The sequence below is a fragment of the Streptomyces sp. NPDC107559 genome (assembly GCF_055657365.1).
The window spans coordinates 399,854-419,826 of sequence record NZ_JBVKBD010000001.1 but is presented as its reverse complement, the minus strand read 5'-3'; the positions used below and the strand labels follow the sequence as shown (position 1 = coordinate 419,826).

The 19,973-nt window shown below is 72.7% G+C and carries 22 protein-coding genes; 9 read left to right on the top strand and 13 right to left on the bottom strand.

Annotated features, from left to right (window positions below; all coding sequences use genetic code 11):
• Positions 1 to 384: 384 nt before the first annotated feature.
• The gene (locus ACZ7OY_RS01745; protein ID WP_471909548.1) at positions 385 to 1,344 is read right to left on the bottom strand and encodes a DUF4240 domain-containing protein; all 960 of its coding nucleotides are present in this window, start codon (positions 1,342 to 1,344) and stop codon (positions 385 to 387) included.
• 253 nt (positions 1,345 to 1,597) lie between these two features.
• Between ACZ7OY_RS01745 and ACZ7OY_RS01740 the strand changes: the two genes are divergently transcribed.
• Positions 1,598 to 1,984: a hypothetical protein gene (locus tag ACZ7OY_RS01740; RefSeq protein ID WP_471909547.1), complete on the top strand. Its 387-nt coding sequence runs from the start codon at positions 1,598 to 1,600 to the stop codon at positions 1,982 to 1,984.
• 149 nt (positions 1,985 to 2,133) lie between these two features.
• Here the strand turns inward: ACZ7OY_RS01740 and ACZ7OY_RS01735 are convergent, their stop codons facing one another.
• The 6 genes from ACZ7OY_RS01735 to ACZ7OY_RS01710 all read right to left on the bottom strand — a co-directional run bounded on the left by ACZ7OY_RS01735 (position 2,134) and on the right by ACZ7OY_RS01710 (position 6,210).
• Positions 2,134 to 2,484 carry a hypothetical protein gene (locus ACZ7OY_RS01735; protein ID WP_471909546.1) on the bottom strand — a complete coding sequence of 117 codons (351 nt, stop codon included), beginning with the start codon at positions 2,482 to 2,484 and terminating at the stop codon, positions 2,134 to 2,136.
• Positions 2,485 to 2,814: 330 nt separating this feature from the next.
• Positions 2,815 to 3,222: a DUF6416 domain-containing protein gene (locus tag ACZ7OY_RS01730; RefSeq protein ID WP_471909545.1), complete on the bottom strand. Its 408-nt coding sequence runs from the start codon at positions 3,220 to 3,222 to the stop codon at positions 2,815 to 2,817.
• Positions 3,223 to 3,493: 271 nt separating this feature from the next.
• Complete coding sequence (locus tag ACZ7OY_RS01725) at positions 3,494 to 3,790, bottom strand: hypothetical protein (protein ID WP_471909544.1); 297 nt, start codon at positions 3,788 to 3,790, stop codon at positions 3,494 to 3,496.
• Complete coding sequence (locus tag ACZ7OY_RS01720) at positions 3,787 to 4,407, bottom strand: DUF3592 domain-containing protein (RefSeq protein WP_471909543.1); 621 nt, start codon at positions 4,405 to 4,407, stop codon at positions 3,787 to 3,789. The genes ACZ7OY_RS01725 and ACZ7OY_RS01720 overlap by 4 nt, the downstream gene beginning before the upstream one ends.
• A 20-nt stretch (positions 4,408 to 4,427) precedes the next feature.
• On the bottom strand, positions 4,428 to 5,888 hold the full coding sequence (locus tag ACZ7OY_RS01715; RefSeq protein WP_471909542.1) for a hypothetical protein: 1,461 nt from the start codon (positions 5,886 to 5,888) through the stop codon (positions 4,428 to 4,430).
• Complete coding sequence (locus ACZ7OY_RS01710; RefSeq protein WP_471909541.1) at positions 5,881 to 6,210, bottom strand: SAV_915 family protein; 330 nt, start codon at positions 6,208 to 6,210, stop codon at positions 5,881 to 5,883. The genes ACZ7OY_RS01715 and ACZ7OY_RS01710 overlap by 8 nt, the downstream gene beginning before the upstream one ends.
• Positions 6,211 to 6,556: 346 nt before the next feature.
• On the opposite strand from ACZ7OY_RS01710, the gene ACZ7OY_RS01705 reads away from it, so the two are divergent.
• A complete protein-coding gene (locus ACZ7OY_RS01705; RefSeq protein ID WP_471909540.1) occupies positions 6,557 to 6,868 on the top strand; it encodes a chaplin in 312 nt (103 codons plus the stop codon).
• A 60-nt stretch (positions 6,869 to 6,928) separates the two neighbouring features.
• On the opposite strand, the gene ACZ7OY_RS01700 is transcribed toward ACZ7OY_RS01705, so the two are convergent.
• The 6 genes from ACZ7OY_RS01700 to ACZ7OY_RS01675 form a co-directional block, all read right to left on the bottom strand.
• Positions 6,929 to 7,795: a tyrosinase family protein gene (locus tag ACZ7OY_RS01700; protein WP_471909539.1), complete on the bottom strand. Its 867-nt coding sequence runs from the start codon at positions 7,793 to 7,795 to the stop codon at positions 6,929 to 6,931.
• Complete coding sequence (locus ACZ7OY_RS01695) at positions 7,779 to 8,324, bottom strand: tyrosinase cofactor (RefSeq protein ID WP_471909538.1); 546 nt, start codon at positions 8,322 to 8,324, stop codon at positions 7,779 to 7,781. The genes ACZ7OY_RS01700 and ACZ7OY_RS01695 overlap by 17 nt, the downstream gene beginning before the upstream one ends.
• Positions 8,325 to 8,464: 140 nt before the next feature.
• The gene (locus ACZ7OY_RS01690) at positions 8,465 to 9,016 is read right to left on the bottom strand and encodes a vitamin K epoxide reductase family protein (protein ID WP_471910349.1); all 552 of its coding nucleotides are present in this window, start codon (positions 9,014 to 9,016) and stop codon (positions 8,465 to 8,467) included.
• A gap of 38 nt (positions 9,017 to 9,054) precedes the next feature.
• Entirely contained in the window at positions 9,055 to 9,558 is a 504-nt protein-coding gene (locus ACZ7OY_RS01685; RefSeq protein WP_471909537.1) for a DUF5949 family protein, read from the bottom strand.
• 306 nt (positions 9,559 to 9,864) lie between these two features.
• Positions 9,865 to 10,155 (bottom strand): hypothetical protein, encoded by a 291-nt coding sequence (locus tag ACZ7OY_RS01680; protein ID WP_471909536.1) that lies wholly within the window; start codon positions 10,153 to 10,155, stop codon positions 9,865 to 9,867.
• A gap of 367 nt (positions 10,156 to 10,522) precedes the next feature.
• Positions 10,523 to 10,762 (bottom strand): chaplin, encoded by a 240-nt coding sequence (locus tag ACZ7OY_RS01675; RefSeq protein WP_471909535.1) that lies wholly within the window; start codon positions 10,760 to 10,762, stop codon positions 10,523 to 10,525.
• Between the two features lie 595 nt (positions 10,763 to 11,357).
• Between ACZ7OY_RS01675 and ACZ7OY_RS01670 the strand changes: the two genes are divergently transcribed.
• The 7 genes from ACZ7OY_RS01670 to ACZ7OY_RS01640 all read left to right on the top strand — a co-directional run bounded on the left by ACZ7OY_RS01670 (position 11,358) and on the right by ACZ7OY_RS01640 (position 19,966).
• A complete protein-coding gene (locus ACZ7OY_RS01670; protein ID WP_471909534.1) occupies positions 11,358 to 12,566 on the top strand; it encodes a glycosyltransferase in 1,209 nt (402 codons plus the stop codon).
• Complete coding sequence (locus ACZ7OY_RS01665) at positions 12,563 to 13,996, top strand: exopolysaccharide biosynthesis polyprenyl glycosylphosphotransferase (RefSeq protein ID WP_471909533.1); 1,434 nt, start codon at positions 12,563 to 12,565, stop codon at positions 13,994 to 13,996. Before ACZ7OY_RS01670 ends, ACZ7OY_RS01665 begins: the two co-directional genes overlap by 4 nt.
• 5 nt (positions 13,997 to 14,001) lie before the next feature.
• The gene (locus ACZ7OY_RS01660; protein ID WP_471909532.1) at positions 14,002 to 15,390 is read left to right on the top strand and encodes an O-antigen ligase family protein; all 1,389 of its coding nucleotides are present in this window, start codon (positions 14,002 to 14,004) and stop codon (positions 15,388 to 15,390) included.
• The gene (gene murJ, locus ACZ7OY_RS01655; RefSeq protein WP_471909531.1) at positions 15,387 to 17,252 is read left to right on the top strand and encodes a murein biosynthesis integral membrane protein MurJ; all 1,866 of its coding nucleotides are present in this window, start codon (positions 15,387 to 15,389) and stop codon (positions 17,250 to 17,252) included. Before ACZ7OY_RS01660 ends, murJ begins: the two co-directional genes overlap by 4 nt.
• A gap of 133 nt (positions 17,253 to 17,385) precedes the next feature.
• On the top strand, positions 17,386 to 18,075 hold the full coding sequence (locus ACZ7OY_RS01650; protein ID WP_471910348.1) for a polysaccharide deacetylase family protein: 690 nt from the start codon (positions 17,386 to 17,388) through the stop codon (positions 18,073 to 18,075).
• Positions 18,075 to 19,307 (top strand): glycosyltransferase, encoded by a 1,233-nt coding sequence (locus tag ACZ7OY_RS01645; protein ID WP_471909530.1) that lies wholly within the window; start codon positions 18,075 to 18,077, stop codon positions 19,305 to 19,307. The genes ACZ7OY_RS01650 and ACZ7OY_RS01645 overlap by 1 nt, the downstream gene beginning before the upstream one ends.
• Entirely contained in the window at positions 19,304 to 19,966 is a 663-nt protein-coding gene (locus tag ACZ7OY_RS01640) for a YveK family protein (protein ID WP_471909529.1), read from the top strand. Before ACZ7OY_RS01645 ends, ACZ7OY_RS01640 begins: the two co-directional genes overlap by 4 nt.
• Positions 19,967 to 19,973: the final 7 nt, after the last annotated feature.

Here is a 19,973-nt window from a genome sequence, read left to right as displayed (position 1 = left end):
CACGAGTGCGGTCCTCGGAGTGATCGGAATAGCGATCGGCACCGTCCGCCTGGTGCACGCCTAGAACGGTTCAGGCTGCACTGGCTTCGGCAGGCCGACGCTCCTCGGCCGGCGCGGAGCTCGTGCCACTCTCGTGCCAGAACGGACGGGGACTCACGGGGAACCGGGGTCCGTAGGGGCGTGCTCGGCCTGCTCTGACCAACGCAGGGAATCCGCAGGTCACGCCCGTGATCGCCCAACCTCGCTCCTAAAGCGGTGCTCAGGGCTCCCGTGGATGACCTGCGGGCGAGCCCTATCCGATGTCGCGTCTGCAACGCCCTGAACAGCGGCATTGCCTCAGAGCCCCAGCACCTCGGCAACGGATGATGCTTGGAGCCGAGCTCACTACGAAGAAACTGACGGTTGCCGGTCAGGGCAGCCGTCAGCGTGTATACGGAACGGGGAGTACGGCCCTGGGACTATCCAGCCCTCCAGCCAGCCCGTGAGCCACCGCGCGAGGGTCAAGGTGGTCGGTACCAGGACGCAGCAGTCATTGGGGTCCCAGTCCCAGACGCATCCCTCGGGAGTGCTGAAGTCGACCATGGTCCACATGCAGCAGCCGCGGTCCATGAGCGGGACGACCCCGTCGGGCGTTGCGGGGATGCTGGAGTCGTCCTTCGCCGAGAAGAGCCGGTGGGCCTCGATCATGTCCCGCTCGTTGCTGAACCAATTGCCGGTGTCCGTCAGCGAGAGGCATTCCCAGACTCCGAAGCCGCCGTTGGCGACTTCGAGGTAGAAGCGGCGCAGCAACTGTGGCATCGGACGGCCGACCGCGCGTTCGACCGCCGCGATGTCCTCCGGCATGGCCGGCGGGGGCAGGTCACGATCGGTGACGCGAGTGCGGACGGCTTCGACAAGCTCGTCGTCGGTCATGGCCTGTCGCCCCCAGCCGGCCCGGTTCGAGTAGGACTCGTACGAGTAGCGGGTGCCGCGATCCCACTCCTGCCCAGTGAGGGCCTTGTATGCCCGGTCTGGCACGTAGAGCAGAGACTCGGCCCACTTCAGGCCCGCGGCATACGTCGTGAAGCGCGCGGGATCGAGGAGGACGCGCCGGTAGGTTTCGCGGCCATCGGCGACGACGGCCGCACGCGTGTAGAGGAACGCGTCGCCGGAGAGGCCACGGCCGTACTCCTGAAGGTCCAATCGGTACAGCGCCCAGGCCAACTGCTCGGCGAACTCGGCGATCAAGGACACCGGCCCGGCCGCAAGCCGAGCGGTAAGGGCCGCCGCGAGGCCATCGCCATCGGGGTCAGGCCCGGACGGTCGGAATTCCTCGATCAGCGCCCAGAAGGCGTCCTCATCCATGCCGGCCATCATGGCACTCGCATCTGACAGCGGGAGGCTGCCGACTGTCGCGCAGGCCGCACCACAAGCGCACCAGAGCGAGCGGGGAACAGCGGGGAATCACGGTGAAAGCAGTGGAGCCCGGCGAGGCTGCGCCTCGGCTGTTCATCCCAGGTCAGCGCCCAAACTCGCCGTAAATGACCGCAGCTTCCCAAGCTGAGGGCCCACCAGAAGGCAGTAAGTCTCGATGGCCGCCATCAGGGACGATGGCAGCATGCGCTACTTCAACGGGACAGGTTGGCTTGCGATCTTCACCGGTACGGAGACGATGATCGGCCGAACGGTGGACGTGGATGCTTGGGAGGCGGCAACAGGCGTGGCCCTCGTCGTTGATCCCCAGCAGGGAACCCGCCGGCCGGTGACCGACTATCCGGACTTCTCACACCTGGAGCGAGCCGACCAGGTGGTAGCCGCCATACCGGGTGGTGGCTGGCGTGCGTACTGGAAAGACGAGGGACCCGACCACGGACCGTTGACCGAGCAGGTGCTTGCTTGGCTCGTCACGTCCAAAGGACGGGCCACCCCGATCACCGTCGACGCGCACGGATATGTGGACGACGCAGAGAGCGCCGATCGCCTCATTCCGCCTGGGGAAGAGTGAAAGAACCCCGGCCGTGCGAGTGCCTAACTGCGTGACAACGCCAACACACAGCTGCGAACAACTGCGGACGGCTGCGGACTGTCTCAGCAGGTGAGAGGTACAGCTACTCCAGGTCGAGTGACCGACGACGTTGCTTCGGGACGAAGAGGTCAGTCATCCGTGTCTTCTGGACCAACGTCGCGGAAGACACTTCTGTAGTCACCGTTCCGAACAAGGTCGTCGACGACGTCAACCATGCCAGGGATGCCTCGGTCGCGGACGATCAGCCCATCCCAGTCGTAGAAGTACCTGCCACCAAGGCATTCACCGGTCTGTCGCCCACGGTCCATGGTGCGGTGGACATTGTCCAGGGTGTAGATCGTCCCCGACCAGCGTTCCCCGTTGTCGAAGATCACCCACATGTTGATGTCGTCGATCTCTTCGAGTGATACTCCGGCATCGGGCACGAAGCAGATTTCGTAGCCGTCACGTTGAACGCGGTAGAACGCCCCGTCCCACATCAGATTGGCTCCCCCACCACTTGGCCACGCAAGGCGGATATCAGCCCACCTGGCCCGGCTCGAACGGGCTGGCCCCCTCCACAACGGGCCGGTGCTGCGGGTCTACAGCTGCCAGCCGACGCAGGCAGGGTGATCGTAGATCAGGGTTGAGTGCTGCCGCACCGTCGTTTCCTGCGCGACCACCTAGGCCCGGGCCGCCTCCGAGCCGTCCGAGGTCACCCGACGCCGACCGACAACGACAGAAGCCCACAGCATCTGAACTGGTCAGAGCTGTGGGCTTCTTCGGTGTCGCTGGTCAGCTAAACCGGTGATCAGTGTTGGCTGTGCAGATCACGCATCGCCGAGCTGAGCGGCCAGGAAAACCGCTGCCACCGAGGGGCGCACTGCGTACGTCGCGCCCGCGCTCCCCTCGGGTGCCTCCCACCAGTAGAACGGAAGTCGCCGCCCACTGTTGCTGTGTGCCTTACTCATCCCGGACAGCACCCCTGCCACGCGCCGCGCCGGATCACTCTCGTTCGGCCCACCCAGGGCCTTGTCCACCAGCTCCGTGCAGTGGATCCGCCGGCCAGGGTTGCGCGCCAGGTACTCGAGCACCTGCCGGGCCTGCGGTGCGAGTTCAGCCAAGAACGCTGCGGCGCGCTGCAAGTCCGCCGGGCCCCATTCCGGGGCGCCGTAGTGCCCCTCTTCGCCCGAGTGCTCGGCCCATCGCGGATCAACCTCAGACAGATACTCCGTCATGCCCGCCCCCAACAGTTGTACTCAGCGTGTGTCGTTGGCACCGTACAGAGCCACCAGGACACTGCGTGTCGAATCTGTGTCGAAGTTCTACCGACCAGCCGCTCAACTGAGGAAGAGCCACAGGTCAAGAGGAGGACGGAGCGCAGCCACAGAGCGCCTTCTAAGCGCTTGGCCGCAGGTTCGAGTCCTGCCGGGGGCGCCAGTCTCCGCCCTCCCCTTGGGGAGGGCTTTTTGCTGGTCGGTGGAGGGCACGCCGGGGCCGGGCAGGTGGTCAGGTGCCCTGGTGGTAGGCGCGGGCGTCGGCCGGTGAGATCCGGTCGGGCTCGGTGCGGATCGCCGCGTCGAGCAGGGGCAGCAGCTTGTCCACCTCGATGCCGAGCTTCTTGTCGCGGCCGGCGAGTCCGGTGTGCCAGGAGCGGGCGTTCCTGCCCACCCAGACCTTGTCGCCGCCCAGGTCCTCGGTGGGACGCCGCAGGGCCGTCCGCAGCCGCTCCACCTCCCTGGCCAGATCACCGCGCAGCCTGACCAGGTCGGCCTTGCGCGGGTTGGCCACCTTCTGCTCCGTCACGGATGCTCCTTCCGCGTTGCGGGTGGCGTCGTCGTCCGCTCCTGCGGCCGCCGGTCGCGCAGCCGGCGGTGGCGCAGTACGGCCAGCAGGACCGTCCCGGCCAGGAAGAACGGGGAAAGCACCAGCCCCCAGAGCATCGGCGCCGTCACGGCCGGCGGGTGCCGGACCCAGGCGGTGGTGAGCACCCGGTGGGGGTCTTGTCTGTCGTAGGTCACCGAGACCGTGCCGCCCGGCTCCAGGCCGTCCGGGCGCTCGCCGCCCCAGTCGCTGAGCACGGTCTCGACCGTCCGGCCGGAGGCGGTGAACCGGACCTCGACGTTCCCGGCACTGCCGAACTTGTCCCTGGGGGACGAGGTGACCTGGGCCCAGGTGGCCACTCCCCGGGTGCGCAGATCGTGCACCAGGGTGTGCGAGGGCAGCCAGAGCAGGAAGAACGTCCCGCAGGCGGTGCCCAGGAACAGGACGGCCAGCGTGGCGATCAGACGCCGTTGCGGCACCGGCCGCCGCACCCGGGCCGTCGCCCGGCGCATCTCGGCCAGCCGGGCCTTCTGCGCGGAGGCGGGCGGCGGAGGTGCCCCGTCCGGGCGCGTCCGCTGCGTGCGTGTCTTCTTCGTCATCGATCCGGTTCCCGTGTGTCTCAGAGGCCCAGCCAGCCGCCGAGCTTCCCGGCGGCTCCGCCGATGTCCTTGCCGACGTCCTCGACCGCGTGGGTGACCGCGTGCACGGCCTTCTTGCCGGTGTCGGTGTTGAGGGCGTAGTAGGCGGCGTAGCCGAGACCGGCGCCGACCAGGATGCCCGCGCCCACGGCCCAGCCCACGGGTCCCCCGACGGCCGCGACGACGGCGGCCTCGGTCGCCCAGGTGCCGACCATGCCCGCGCCGAGGGAGGCGACGTTGGAGACGACGGCCACATCGGTGTCGGAGTGGTTGACCTCGATGTCGTAGGCGATGCCGCCGAGGGTGAGCACGGTGCCGACCAGGGGCAGCCGGTCGCCGGTGCGGAACGCCTTGGCGAGCCAGCCCGCCTCCGCGCTCGCGGACACCGCGCCGACCGGGACCCGGGTGGCGATCCAGCGGCCGGAGTCGCCGACCGAGGCCTCCATGAACCGGGACAGCGGACCCAGTCCGAACCTGCCGTAGATCTGCTCGGCCTCGCGGGAGGCGCCCTTGGCGGCCTTGGCCGCGGCCCTGGTCTGCTTGCGGAACAGGGCCCGTTCCTGGGGGGTGAGGGCGTTGAGGCGGCGTTCGTAGGCGGCCTTGGCCTCCTGGGAGAACTTGTCCGCCTCGTCCCACAGGTTCTCCGCCTGGTGGGACTGGAACCCCACGACGCCCGCGACGAGTCCGGCGTGCACGGTCCAGGTCGCCTTGGGGTCGCCGAGGTCGGTGGTCGCCTTCTCCAGGTGCTTCCAGGCGGTGTCCCACAGGCCGGGGTCGTCGCCCTGCATCAGGGCCCGGTCGAAGACGGCCGCGGGCTCGTTCTCGGGGATGTCGCCGTGGAACAGGTCCAGCACCTTGTCGAAGCCCGGGGAGGGGGCGTCGGCGTCGATCGCGGCGGTGAAGGCCGCGCCGAAGATCCTGGCGTCCTCCCGTGCGGTGGGCGCGTTCGCGGTGGCGATGACCGAGGGGAGGTTCTTGACCAGGCCGGGGTCGGCCTCGGCGTAGAAGGCCGAGGCGAAGTCGCCGTCGCCGCGGTGGGCGGCCAGCTCCGCCGCGATGCGGTGCAGCGCGGGCCCGGCCCGGTCGGGCTCCATGGCACCCAACGCATCGGCCTGCTCGGCCAGTTCGGCGCCCTGCTGTCGGGCCTGGGAGACGGTCCAGACGGGTTCGGGCACCTGCACCATGGTGGGTCTGGGGCCGACGCCCTGGAACTCCATGGCGGCGGCCAGCGCGTGCCGACGGCGCAGCATGGGGAGTTCGCCGTCGACCCAGGCGGCTGTCTTCCCCATCTCGATGAGACTGCCGGTGTCCAGGCCGAACTTCCGGAAGCGGGCGGCGTAGGCGGTCCCGGCCTGCCGCAGGGACGTACTGGCCTCGGCCAGGTCGCCGATGGTCTTCGCCAGGTTGTCGGGGTTGATGCCGGAGAAGTCCGGGTCAGTCATGCCCCGGCCTCCCCGCCGCCCCGGCCGGCCGGGGGTCCAGCAGGACGGCCTCGGCGCCCGATCCGCTCAGGGCGCCCGCCAGGTCCGCGCCGGCGACGGCGACCCAGGGCTGCTCCTCGCCCATCGCCGCCACCAGGCCGGCGACGGTGGAGAAGGCCAACGCCGTCAGCCGGTCCTCCCCGGGCCGCGCCGGCAGGGGCAGCAGCATCAGGTCCACGGTCCCGTCCAGCAGGGGTACGCCGTCCGCGTCCCGGCACACGTCGGCCATGGTGGGCAGCACGACGACGTCCGGAACGGGCGGTGTGCGGAGCGCCGTTTCCATCCGCACAGCCTAGGAGCGGTCCCTTCGGGCAGAGGTATGGAGATTCCCAAGCTTGTCGCAAGCCTCGCACCGGGGGCCGTGCCCGTCGCCGGGCGCCGCGCCACGTCGCCGCGGGCGGTCCGCCCTCGCCGACCCACGCCGTCCCTGTCGACCCACGCCGGTCCCTGCCGACCCACGCCGGTCCCTGTCGACCCGCGCCGGTCCCTGTCGACCCACGCCGGTCCCTGTCGAAAATAAAAAATGATGTGCGTCTTACGCCGTGTCCCGGCCCGGATCTCCGCGTTGAACGGAGCGTGCGGCGGCGGGTCCTGCTGCCGCCCTCGCCCAAGCAATAGAAGGAGAACGCATGTCTCGCATCGCGAAGGCCGCCGTGGTCGCTCTCGGCACGGGTGCCGTGGCGCTCGGCGGAGCCGGTCTGGCCATGGCTGACGCGGGTGCCCAGGGCGCGGCCGTCGGTTCGCCCGGTGTGCTGTCCGGCAATGTCGTCCAGGTCCCGGTCAATGTGCCGGTCAACGTGTGCGGGAACACCATCGACGTGATCGGACTGCTGAACCCGGCCTTCGGCAACGCCTGCGTCAGCGACGGCCACCTCCGTGGGGTCGGCCACCACACCGGCCACCACACCAGCCACCAGTCGGGTAACGGCTACGGCCGCTGACCCGGACGTACGCGAAAAGAGCCCCGGCGCCTCGAGCGCCGGGGCTCTTCCCATGGCCGCTCACGCGTACCGGTACACCCCTCTGTGGTCCTCCAGGCTGTCCGGTGTCACGTCCCACGGCGGCAGCATCTCGTTCCGGGCGACGACCCGGCCGTGCTGCGGGGTGCCGGGGCCGGGCGGCTTGGCGGGCAGGTAGCGGTGCTCGCGGTGCCGGTCCTGCCAGCGGGACCACAGCAGGTCGACGAAGGCGTGGTGCAGCCAGAAGACGGGGTCGTTGACGGACGCCCCGCCGAGCATGGCTCCGCCGACCCAGCGGTGCACCCGGTTGTGGTTGCGCCAGGAGGCGCTGCCGCTCCCGGGCCCCCACCCCTCCAGCTTGTTGCGGAAGCCCTTCGTGGTGGTCGAATCCCAGGGCGAGACGTCGTAGACCGGGTCGGACAGCGCCCGGTCCACGTCGTTCCTGGTGGGCAGGGAGATCGGGGCGCGGGCGCGGCCGAGGTCCCGGGTGAGGTACTCCCCGTCGGTCACCCCCGCCCGGATCGTCCAGTTGCCCGCCGCGTACGCGAAGGGGCCCGTGGTCACCTGGTGGTCGGAGCGCCGCCCGTTGCCGCCGAGCAGGTCCGCGGTCCACGGCGCCGACGTCGTCCCACGGTCGCGGGTCCAGTCCCAGTACGGCACCGTCACGGAGGAGTCCACCCGGCGCAGCGCCTGCTCCAGCTCCAGCAGGAACCGGCGGTGCCAGGGCAGGAAGGACGGCGCCATGTGGGCCGTGCGCAGGCCGGTCTCGCCGTCGGCGACGTAGTGGTCGATGTGCATCTGCACGAACTCGTCGTACTCGCCCCGCCGTTTGACCTCCAGCATCGCGCGCACGAACCGCCGCTTCTCGGCGGCCGTCAGCGTGGCGGCGTCCTTACGCGTGTAGACCATGCCGTCCCCCCTTGTGTCCGCTGTGGTCCTGCCCCGTTTCCCCCCGCTCCCCCGGGCCGTGGGCCGGGGCGGCCGCCACGCGCAGCCGTTCGCCCGGCCCCAGTTCGTCGACCGCCGCGCGCGCCGCCTCCAGCGGGGTGGCGTACGAGCGGTAGTGGTCGACCATGCTCAGCCAGGTGCCGTCGGCCCGCCGCATCAGATGCAGCGGCCGGCTGTCCACGGTGACCTGCCAGGCGACCGCGCCGGGCATGGCCGTGCGCCGCCCGGCGGAGAGCGGGACGCCCTGGATGCGGCGGCCCCGGTAGGTCTCGTCGAAGGCGGCCCCGCCGGATCCGCCCGCGGCCCGCGGGGGCCGGGAGGCCGCGACGAGGGGAGCGAGCAGGAGGGCGGCCGCGGGAGCCAGCAGCCCGCGCAGCAGGTCCCGTCGCGTTCCCGCCCGTCCCCGTCGTGCTCGCGGTCCGGGTCTCCCCGGGCTCTCCGGTCCGTACTCGGCGCTCACCACCACAGCGCCGCCCACGCTGACGACCATGTTGTGCTCCTCGGTCCGGTTCGGTTGTCCCCAGAGGTAACCGTCCGGCGGGCCGCCTGGTCACCCGCGGCGGCCGGACCGGGCTCCACATGGCCGTAACACGCACCTCTGCGGCCCGGTCGCCGCGCCCGTTCCAGCGCTCACCCGGTCCCGGTCCAGAAGGTCCACCACCGGGTGAGGACCAGCATGCCGACGACGCCGATGTGCAGCAGGGGCAGCACCCAGGTGAACTCCGCGAGGAACATCCGCACCGAGGTCGGCGCGGGCAGGAACCGCTTCCGTACGGCGAACGACGTCACGTACCAGAACATGATGATCGTGGCGACCCAGGCCAGACAGCACCACAGGCACAACGCGCCGATCCGGTAGAGCGACTGGAACTGGAGCCATGACACGAACCCGACGCCGAACAGGCATCCGGCGTCGAAGGTCAGCCAGTACCAGCCCGGGAACACGGCGTCGGCCAGCAGGCTCACGCCGACACAGACGACGATGCCGTAGGCCACCAGTCCCAGCATCGGGTTGGGGAACCCGAACACCGCGGCCTGGGCGCTCTTCATCACGCTGCCGCAGGAGACGACCGGGTTCAGGCTGCATCCCGGGACGAAGGCGGGGTTCTCCAGCAGCTTGAACTTGTCGAGGGTGATGACCCAGGAGGCCAGCAGCCCGGCCGCGCCGGTGAGGACCAGCATCAGGGCGAACCCGCGGCCCGCGCCCGCGGCCCTGGCCGTCAAGCGCGCAGGCTGCGGGCCGGAAGGACGAGGTGCGCCGCCGCGTTGAGGGTCTCGTCCGCGCCGGCGAAGGCCGCCAGCGCCTCCGGGGTGACGGGCGTGCCGGGCGCGGCCTGCGGCCAGGGGCGGGTGGTGAACACGAAGTAGGCGTACCCGCGGTCGGCGACCGCCTCCAGCCACTCCGGCGGCGGGGTGCACTGGACGTTGAGATGCGGCGGCATGGAGACGACGGCCTGACCGGCCTCGACGAGCAGGCTGACCGGGAGGCTCGGCCTGGCGTTGCCGTCGACCAGGTCTCCGCCGACGGGCAGACCGTTGCTTTTCAGCAGTTGCGCGACGGCGGCCGCCGAGGCCTCGGGCCCGGCCTGCGCGTCCCCGAGGGAGTAGGCGAGGAGGTAGGACATGTCGCCGCCGTCGGGGGTCTCGCCGCTCCAGGGGAGTACGACGAGCGTGCCGAGGTCGGCGACGCGAAGGGGGCGGGTTTCGCTTGAGGTTGAGGTCACCGCGCGACCTTACCGACGCTCCGGAAGACCGCCGGGCCCGTTCTCACCCGACCGGGCGACGCTCCGGAGGTGCTCCACACGAACGAGGGACGCAGTGCGGCAGCGCCTCTCGAACAGGACCGGGAGACCGGCTCCGTCCGGTGCAGCACCCCGGTGCCGCCCTTGGCCGGCACGCCTTCATCGGCGCCTCTTGGCCGGCTCTCCTTCGTCGGCACCTCTTCGCCGACGCCCTCGCCGACATCCTCGGCCAACACCCTTCACCGGCATCCTCGGCCGACACCCTTCGCCGGCCCCGGCAGCGGCGCGTCAGCTCTGGAGCGGCAGGCCGCCGAGGAGCGGGTTGTGGGTGTTGAGTGCGGTGGCCGCGCCCTTCACCGTGTGCAGTACGGAGTCCTTGTTCTCGGTGTTGAGCGCGTCCGACTGGTGCTGGAGCGGCATCACGTCGTGCAGCTCCAGGGGATGCCGGGCGAGCGTGTCGACGGCACCGTTGAGGCTGGAGGGCGTGAGGTCGGCGGTGCTGTGGGCGAACGCGGGCGCGGCGGCACCGGCCATGACAAGGGACCCGGCGACGACTGCGGCGGCCTTCAGCGACTTCATCGTGTTCCTCTCTTCGGCAACTCGCGTCGCCTCGGTTGTGTCTGACGTCGTGCCTAACGACTCCTGACCGGGGCGGAAACCCCGCGCACGCAGACTTTCTGCGCCGGGCGCGAAGACTCTCCGCGCCCGGCGCGAAAGAAACCCTCGTACCGCCCGGAGCCTTGCGGACGGGCCGGCGGGGCGAAGCCTCGTCCGCGCGGTGGAACACCGTTTCGAACCCGGCCCCCCGTTCGGAGTAACACCGCGGGAGTGCACCGGGCCGGGACCGGGCTCCCGCCTCCCGGAGCGGTCACGCTCCGTGTCCAAAAACGCGGAACCGGCCGCCCTCCGTCCCGGAGAGCGGCCGGTCGCGATGGATGCGCCGACGTCAGTCGCTGAAGCAGAAGCCGCCGAAGGCCGGGTTCAGCAGGCCGACGACGTCGACGGTGTCGCCGCAGAGGTTGACCGGGACGTGCACCGGAACCTCGAGGACGTTGCCCGACAGCACACCAGGGGAGTTGGCGGCGGCGGCGTGCGCCTCGCTGTCGGCGGCGGCGATGCCGGCGGTCCCGGCGATGGCCGCGACGGCAACGGTGGTCAGGGCCAGGCCCTTCGCGATACGCGACATGGAGAGGTGCTCCTTGGGAATTGACACAGACAGCCGGACGGGGGTGTCCGGCGCTGTGTCAACGCGCCGGGCGCACACGAGTTGTGCCGCCATTGGGGTGATCCCCGAGGCGAGGATTCACGACTCCGACACAACTGTCCGCTTTCTACCGATTAGCACGTATAGCAGCTAGAGTTGCGGACCTCTCCGCACTCCTACGGCAGGCGTCCGATTCCGCTGACCCCCCGGTCGACGAACCTCCTCGAAAGGGCAACGCCGGTCATGCGCCATTTCCTGGGTCCGCCGCTGCGCCGCGCGACGGTACGCGCTCTGCTCGGTACCGCGCGACGGTGCGCGCCCTGCTCCGCACCATGCACCGAACCGCGATCCGCGCGCCCGGCGCGGGCCCTGGTGCGCGAACACGCTCGGTCACGACCACGGAGTGTTCGATCCGGACCGGGCCGTGCTGCGGCGTGGTGACCAGCTGACTGCCCGGCTCGTTCCCCAGCGGGACGCGGCGTGGACCGGCGCACTGTTCGTCGCCGTCGACGCACAACGGTGAGACGGCGCGTTCCCGCACGAACCGAGCGCCATCGTGAGCGAGGAAAACCGCGCAATGCACCTGCCAGCAACGGACCCTCGGCCACGGGTCCTCCACCTCACCCAACCCGTGGACGGCGGGGTCGCCCGAGTGGTGACCGACCTGGTGAGGGCCCAACTCACGGCCGGTCTGCACCTCACGGTCGCCTGCCCGGACGGCGAACTGCCGAGCACGCTGCGCGCGTCGGGCGCCGACGTACGGCACTGGCGGGCGACCAGGTCGCCCGGTCCGGCCCTCGCGCGCGAGGTACGACGGCTCGCCCGGCTGCTCGACGAGGTCCGGCCCGACCTGGTGCACGCACACAGCGCGAAGGCCGGGCTCGCCGGCCGGATCGCCGTACGGGGGCGGATCCCGACCGTGTTCCAGCCGCACGCCTGGTCGTTCGAGGCGGTCGGCGGTACCGCGGCGGCGCTCGCGCTGAAGTGGGAACGGTGGGGCGCGCGTTGGGCCTCCCGGGTGGTGTGCGTGAGCGAGGCGGAACGCATCACCGGTGTGCGCGCCGGAATCGCCGGACGGTGGTCGGTGATCCCCAACGGCATCGATCCGGAGCGCTTCAGCCCGGCCGCCGCGGACCACGGGCGAACCGTGCCGGGGGCGGCCGTCGATCCGAGTGCTCCGCTGGTCGTCTGTGTGGGGCGGCTGTGCCGGCAGAAGGGCCAGGACGTCCTGCTGGACGCCTGGGACGCTGTCCTGCGGCAGCTGCCGGACGCCCGGCTGGTGCTGGTCGGCGACGGCCCGGACGGGGACCGGCTGCGCGCCCGCGCGCCGCGGTCCGTGCTGTTCGCGGGGGCCGTCGCCGACGCCGTGCCCTGGTACCGGGCCGCCGACCTGGTGGTGCTGCCCTCGCGCTGGGAAGGGATGGCACTGGCCCCGCTGGAGGCCATGGGCTGCGGCCGTCCGGTGGTGGTGACGGACGTGGACGGCGCTCGCGAGAGCCTGCCGCCCGCCCTTTCCGGGCACTGTCTCGTCCCGCCCGGGGACCCGGGGGCGCTGGCCGCCGCCGTGACCGGGCTGCTGCTCGACCCGCCGCTGCGCGCGTCGCTCGGCGGGCAGGGGCGTCGGCACGTCCTGTCCGCGCACGACGTACGGCGCACGGCAGAGGCCGTCGCGGCCGTCTACGACGACCTGCTCGGCGGCGTCCGGAACCAGGCGACAGGGCGCGCGGCGCCCTCCGAAACAGGGCGCGTGGTGCCCTCCGAGTGCAGGGAGTCCATCCACCCGTGACTGCGGAAAGTACCGTCCCCTCCCCCGGCGCGCAGCCACGGGACCACGGATCCTCGCCCGTTTCGGTCATGCCCGCGCGCGAGCGCGGCACCGGCTTCCGGTTCCCCGCCCGCCGGCCCCCGGCACGGCCCGCCTCCTCGCTTCCGCTGCCGCTCGCGGACCTCGCCGCGGCCTTCGTCGCCGCTTCGGTGTTCGGCGAGGCGCAGCGCACGCCGCTGGTGGTGGCCCTGCTGGTGGGCGCCACGATACTGCTGCGCGCCAGGCGCGCCGGGCCCGTGCGGGGCGTGCTCGACGAACTGCCCTCCGTCTGCGGGCGGATCACGGTGGGCTGGCTGGCGCTGGCGGCGCTCGTGGCGGCGTACACGCCGGAGCACGTGCTGTCCGTGCACACGCTCGTCCTCGGTGTCCTGGTCCAGTCGGCGACGGCCTGCCTGGGGCGCGGCATCGCGCACGGGCGGCGGCGCGCCGCGCTGCTGCGGCGCCCGCGCGCGGCACTGGTCATCGGGCCCGCGGCGACCGCGCAGCGGGTGGCCGCGGCCGTGCTGCGCCATCCGCGGTGCGGGGTGCGGCCGGTGGGGATCGTCGCCGCGCGGCCCGAAGGACCCCAGGGCCACCAGGGGCTGCCGGTGCTGACGACCGGTCAGGAGGTGCAGCGGGCGCTGATCCAGAACGGGGTGCGCGAGGTGCTCGCCGTCCACCCCTCGGTGCGCACCGCGCAGGGCCCCCTGCTGCGGGCGCTCGCCGAGTCCGGCTGCACGGTGCGGGAGATCGACGCGGACTCCCCGTCGTACGCGACCCGCGACCAGCTGGCCGGGTACTCCTGCCGACGGCTGGACATGGGCACCCGGCGCCGGGGCAGTCTCGGCAAGCGGACCGTCGACGTGCTGCTGTCCGGGGCCGCGTTGCTGCTGGTCAGCCCGCTGCTGCTGGTGTGCGCGGTGGTACTGCGGATCAGCGACGGACCCGGGGTGGTGTTCCGCCAGGAGCGCATCGGCAAGGACGGGCGCCCCTTCACGCTGCTGAAGTTCCGCACCCACCGTCCCGTCGACGAGCACGAGGCGGCCACCCGCTGGAGCGTGGCGGGCGAGCCGGAGATGAGCCGCTTCTGCCGCTTCCTGCGCCAGACCTCGCTGGACGAGCTGCCCCAGCTGTTCAACGTGCTGTCCGGCGACATGAGCCTGGTCGGCCCGCGGCCGGAACGCCCTTACTTCGTAGCCCAGTTCAGCCAGCACCACCCCGGTTACGCGGCCCGCCACCGAATGCCGACCGGTATCACCGGACTGGCCCAGATCAACGGGCTGCGCGGCGACACCTCGATCGAGGACCGGGCCCGCTTCGACAACGCCTACATCGACAACTGGTCGCTGTGGCAGGACATCTGCATCCTGCTGCGCACCGCGGCCGCGCTCGTGCGCCCGACCGGGAGCTGACGACGATGAGCCTCGCCCCACCCCCGGTCCGCTCCCCGCGGCTGTCCCCCGGAACCCTCGGGAAGCTCTCCCCGAAGGTCTCGCCGGTGCTGCCCGTGGTGGCCGTGCTCGCCCTGCTGACACTGCCCGTCTCCCCCGGCGGGGAGGGCGGCGCGGGCCCGGCCGACGCGCTGTCCGCGCTGGTGGTCGTGTTCTGCGTGGTGCGTCTCGTACGGCAGCGGCGGCGCCCGCTGTCACCGGTCGCCGCGGTGGTGCTGGGGCTGCCGGTCGTCGGGCTGGCGGTCGCGGCGCTGGGCGCGTCCTCGCCGGGGGCCGCGGCCGCCGGCCTGGGCCGCTACCTCCAGGTGTTCGTGCTGGTCCCGGCGGCCGTGGTGCTGCTGATCCGGGACCGGTCCGACTTCCGGCTGCTGGCCTGGTCGTTCGTAGCGCTCGCCGGGTGGCAGGGGGCGGTCGGCGTGCACCAGTACGTCACCGGGACCGGTGCCTCGTACCAGGGCGAGGAGATCCGCGCGGTCGGCACCTTCGGGCCGCAGGACGTGATGGGCATGGCGACCGTCGTCTCCTTCGGCCTGGTGTGCGCGCTGGGTCTGGCGCTCGGGCGGACGCGGCTGCGGCACCGGGTGATCGCCGCGGGCTGCGCGCTGGCGCTGCTGCTGCCGCTCGCCCTGTCCTTCAGCCGCGGGGCGTGGATCGCCACCGCGCTGACCTGCGTCGTACAGCTGCTCCTGGCCGGGCTGCGGCGCGCGCTGCGGGTGGGCGCCGCGGTGGCCGCCGCGGGCGTGATCCTGGTGGGCGGCTTCGGGGTCGGTACGGCGATGCTCCAGGAGCGGATCAGCAGCATCACCCGGGTCGCGGACGCGCCCGATCAGTCGGTCACCGACCGGTACACCCTGTGGGCGGCGGCCACCGGCATGTGGCGGGAGCGGCCGCTGACCGGCGTGGGACTGAAGGGTTTCCCCGACCACCGGGACGCGCACGCCTCGCTGGCGCTGTCGTCCGGCAGCGACACGGAGGGCGCGGGCGCCGCGTTCCGCAGGCAGCCCCTGCTGTCCCCGCACAACATGTATCTGCTGGTGCTGGCCGAGCAGGGGCTGATCGGGCTGCTGGCGCTCGCCGGGAGCTGGCTGGCGCTGCTGGTGTGCGGGCTGCGGGGGCTGCTGCGGGTGCGCACGGCCGGTCCCGGCGCGGACTGCGCCCTGGTCGCCTGCGGGCTGCTGGTGTGGCAGCTCGTCGACTTCCTGTACGCCGACATCGGCGGCCCCTCCACCGTGCTGACCGCGGTCTGCTTCGGGCTGGTGGCCTGGTGGGCGCTGGCCGGGGACGAGGGCGAGCGGCGCCCGGCGCACCCGCCGGTGCGCGCGGACCGGCCGGCCGGGGAGGCCGGGGCGCGATGACGGTGACACCTCCTTCCAGGCCGCCCCGGGCCGACCGGTCGCGCTGGACGGACCGGTCGCGCTGGACCGGCCGGCCGCCCCGGGCCGACCGGCCGAGCCGGGCCGACCGGCCGAGCCGGGGTGACACCGAGGACAGGGACGACACCGAGGGCAGGGGTGACACCGAAGGCAGGAGCGACGCCGAAAGCAGGGGTGACACCGAGGGCAGGGTGTCCGTGCCGGCGGCCCGGTCCGCGCCCGCCGTACCGCACCGGAGCGACAACGCCTCCGTCACCCGGCGGTTCCTCGCCAGGGCCGCGCTCGTCACGGCTGCGCTGTCCATCGCCGGGTCGCTGCTCGGGCTGGTGCGCGACCAGGCGCTGGCCCGGCTGTTCGGGGCGGACAGCGAGACGGACGCCTTCCTGGTGGCCTGGACCGTGCCGGAGTTCGCGGCCACGCTGCTCATCGAGGACGGGCTGGCGATCGCGCTGATCCCGGCGTTCAGCATGGCGCTGGCCCGGCGGGCGCAGGGCGCGCCGGGCGACCCGGTGCGGTCACTGGTCGCCACCACGCTGCCCCGGATGGCGCTCGGTTTCGCCGCGGTCTCCAGCCTGCTGATCGGCGCCGCCCCTCAGCTCGTCGAGGCCCTGGCGCCCGGTCTGCCCGATCCCGCGCTCGCCGTCGACTGCACCCGGCTCACCGCGACCTGCGTCCTGAGCTTCGGACTCGCCGGGTACTCCAGCGCGGCCCTGCGGGCGCACCGCCGCTTCCTGGCCCCGGCGGCGATCTACGTCGTCTACAACATCGGCATCATCACCGGGATGTTCGTCCTCGGCGGGCGCTGGGGAGTGCGTTCGGCGGCGGCGGGGGTCGCGGCCGGCGGCTTCCTGATGGCGCTGACGCAACTGCCGTCACTAATGCGGCAGTTGCGACGCGGAGGCAAGGGCGAGGCCGAGGGCGACGACAGGGGCGCGGACGGGGACGGGGGTCTTCCGGGGCCGGGCGACAGGTCGATGGGCTCCGCCCTGCTCGCCAGCGTCCTGCTCTTCGCCCTGTGCCGCCAGTCGCAGGTCCTCGTCGAGCGCTTCCTCGCCTCCGGGCTCCCGGCCGGCGCCATCTCGCACCTGAACTACGCCCAGAAGGTGGCGCAGATCCCGATGACGCTGTCGCTGATGCTGTGCACGGTCACCTTCCCGGTGGTCGCGCGGGCCCTGGCCGACGGCGACACCGAACGGGCCCGCGGCCGGGTCGAGCGGGACCTGGTGCTGGCCGCGTGCGTGGTGCTGCTGGGCACCGCCACCGTCGTGGCGTGCGCTCCGCAGTTGGTCGAACTGCTCTTCCAGCGCGGCGCGTTCACCGCGCAGGACACCGCGGCGACGGCGGCCGTGCTGCGGGTGTACGCGCTCGGGCTGCTCGGCCAGACCCTGGTGGGCGCGCTGGTGCGCTCGTACTTCTCGGCGGGGCGGGCCAGTTGGTATCCGCTCGGCGCGATGGCCGCGGGGCTGGCCGCGACCGCCTGGGTCGGCGCGTGGACGGTGGGCCGCTGGGGCGTCACCGGGATCGCCGCCGCCAACGCCTTCGGCATCACCGTCACGGCCGTGCTGCTGCTGACCGGCATGGGCCCGCGCAGTGTCCCGGTGCGCACCGTGCGGGTGCTGCGTGAGCTGACCAAGCCGGTGCGCGCCGCGGCGGTCGCCACGGCGGCCGGCGTGTTCGTGGCGAGCCGCCCGGCCTCCGCGCCGGCCGGTCTCGCGGCCGGCGCGGTGACCGTGGTCTGCGTGTTCGTCCTGGCCGGGCTGGCCCTGGGTGCCCAGGGCTTCGCCCCCGCACTGAGATCCGTATGTTCCGCGACCCGAAGGCTTGCGCATGGCCTCTTCCGTTGACTCCGCCGACCCTACCGACCCCACTGTCTCCGCCGACCCCACTGTCTCCGCCGGCTCCGCCGAGCCCGCCCGGGAGGCCGGGCGGACCCGGCGTCCCCGGCGGACCGGTGCCGCCCCCGTCCCGTTCGTCGCGATGTACCACTCCGTGGGCGACTGCTCCGACGACCCCTACCTCGTCACCGTCACCCCGGACCGGCTGGAACGGCAGCTGGAGTGGCTCGGCAGGCGTGGCCTGACGGGCGTGTCCATGGCCGCGCTGCTCGCCGCCCGGGGCCGCGGACAGGGCCGGGGCCTGGTCGGGCTCACCTTCGACGACGGGTACGCCGACTTCGTCGAGCACGCCCTTCCCCGGCTGCGCCGCCGGGGTTTCGGCGCCACCCTCTTCGTACTGCCGGGCCGGCTCGGCGGCGACAACGCCTGGGACCCCCTCGGCCCGCGCAAACCGCTGCTGACCGCCGACGGCATCCGGCACGCCGCCGCCGAGGGCGTCGAGATCGGCTCGCACGGGCTGACCCACGTCGACCTGACCACGGCGGACGATCTCACCCTGAAGCGCGAGACCGTCGAGAGCAGAGCGGTGCTCACGGAGCTGACCGGTGCTCCGGTCGACGGCTTCTGCTACCCGTACGGCACGGTCGACCGGCGTGCCGTCGACGCCGTACGGGACGCCGGATACGACTACGCCTGCGCGATCGACCCCGGCCCGCTGGGCGGGCGCCTGGCCCTGCCCCGCGTCCACATCGGCCAGAACGACGGCGCCGTACGCCTGTTCCTGAAGCACCGGCTGCACCGGCTGCGCCGCCGGCCCGTCGAGGGGCTGTGATGAAGGCCCTGCACATCATCACCGGGCTCGGCGTGGGCGGCGCCGAGCAGCAACTGCGACTGTTGCTGCGCCATCTGCCCGTCGACTGCGACGTCGTGACGCTCACCAACCCCGGCGCGGTCGCCGACGGGCTGGTCGCCGACGGGGTGCGCGTCATCCACCTCGGCATGAGCGGCAACCGCGACCTGGCGGCCGTGCCGCGCCTGGTCCGGCTCATCCGCGGAGGCCGCTACGACCTCGTCCACACCCACCTCTACCGCGCCTGTCTCTACGGGCGGCTGGCCGCCCGGCTCGCGGGCGTGCGCGCGATCGTCGCCACCGAGCACTCGCTCGGCGACTCCCGGATCGAGGGCCGCAGGCTGACCCGGGGGGTGCGCGCCCTCTATCTCGCCGGGGAGCGGCTGGGCACCACGACCGTCGCCGTCTCCCCCACGGTCGCCGACCGGCTGAAGCGCTGGGGCGTGCCCGCCCCGCGCATCGAGGTCGTCCCCAACGGCATCGACCTGGCCCGCTTCCGCTTCGACCCGGTCCAGCGGCAGCGCACCCGGCGGCGCCTCGGCCTGCCCGAGGGCGCCTACGTCGTCGGCGGCATCGGCCGGCTCGTCGCAGGCAAGCGTTTCGACGTCCTGGTCCGCGCGCTCGCCGCGCTCCCCGGCGACTGCTGGCTGCTGCTGGTCGGCGGCGGCCCCGAGGAGAGCGTGCTGCGCCGCATCGCGTACGAGGCCCGGGTCGCGGACCGCGTGCTGTTCACCGGCGAACGTCCCTGTGTGCCCGACGGCTCCCCCGGACCCGATCTGCCCTCGCTCACCGCCGCGATGGACCTGCTGGCCTCGCCGTCCCCCGAGGAGGCCTTCGGACTGGCCGTCGTCGAGGCCCTGGCCTGCGGGCTGCCCGTGCGCTACGCCTCCTGTCCGGCGGTCGAGGACCTGCCGCCGCACACCGCGCCCGACGCCGTACGCGTGACGGGCGGCCCCGAGGCCTTCGCCCGGGCGCTCGCCGAGGCCCGCGCCCAGGGTCCGCACCCGCGCACCGCCCCCGCCGCCGCCCGCCACTACGGCATCGAACGCAGCGCCGCCCGGCTCCTGGGCGTCTACACGGCGGCCCTCTCCGGCAGGGCCGCCGCACTCCCCCCTCCGACTCCTCCAACTCCTCCAACTCCTCTGCCTTCTCTCCCTTCTCTGTCACTTCAGCCCCCGCAGTCCCCGTCGCCTCAGGAAGCCAGCAGCTCATGACCGAGAACCCGACCGGACCACACCGCCCGGCCTCCTCCCACTCACGCTCCCGCTCCCGGACCCTGCCCGTCTGGACCCTGCTCGCGTCCGGCGTCCTGGCCGGCGGCCTGCTCGGCGGCGCGTACGGCGTCCTCGAACCACCGTCGTACACGGCCACGGCCTATGTCGTCGCCGTACCGACGGAGAAGTCCGACCCGGCCGCCGCGCTCGGCTTCGCCCAGGCGTACGGGCGGGTCGCCACCCAGCTCGCGGTGCTCGGGGACGCGCAGGTCAGGGCGGGCGTCTCGGCGAAGGTGCTGCAGGCGAGCGTGCAGACGGCGACCTCGCCGGACGCCCCGATGGTCGCCGTCACGGCCACCTCCTCGCGTCCGGCCCAGGCCGCCGACATGGCCAACGCCGTCGCCTTCGCCCTGGCCAAGCACGCCGACGACAGCAAGGACGCAACCCATGTAGAGCTCCAGCAGTTCGCCCGGGCGGTCCGGCCGGGCTCGCCGTCCTCGGCGTCACCCGAGGTGACCGGCCTGGTGGGCGCGAGCGCGGGCGGGCTGCTGGGCGGACTGCTGCTGCTGGTGCGGCCCCGGCGGACCCCCCAGGAACCGCCCCGGTCCGCCTCCGTGCCCGGACCGGCACTGGCCGCCGACATGCACGGAAAGCTGTGAGCTCACG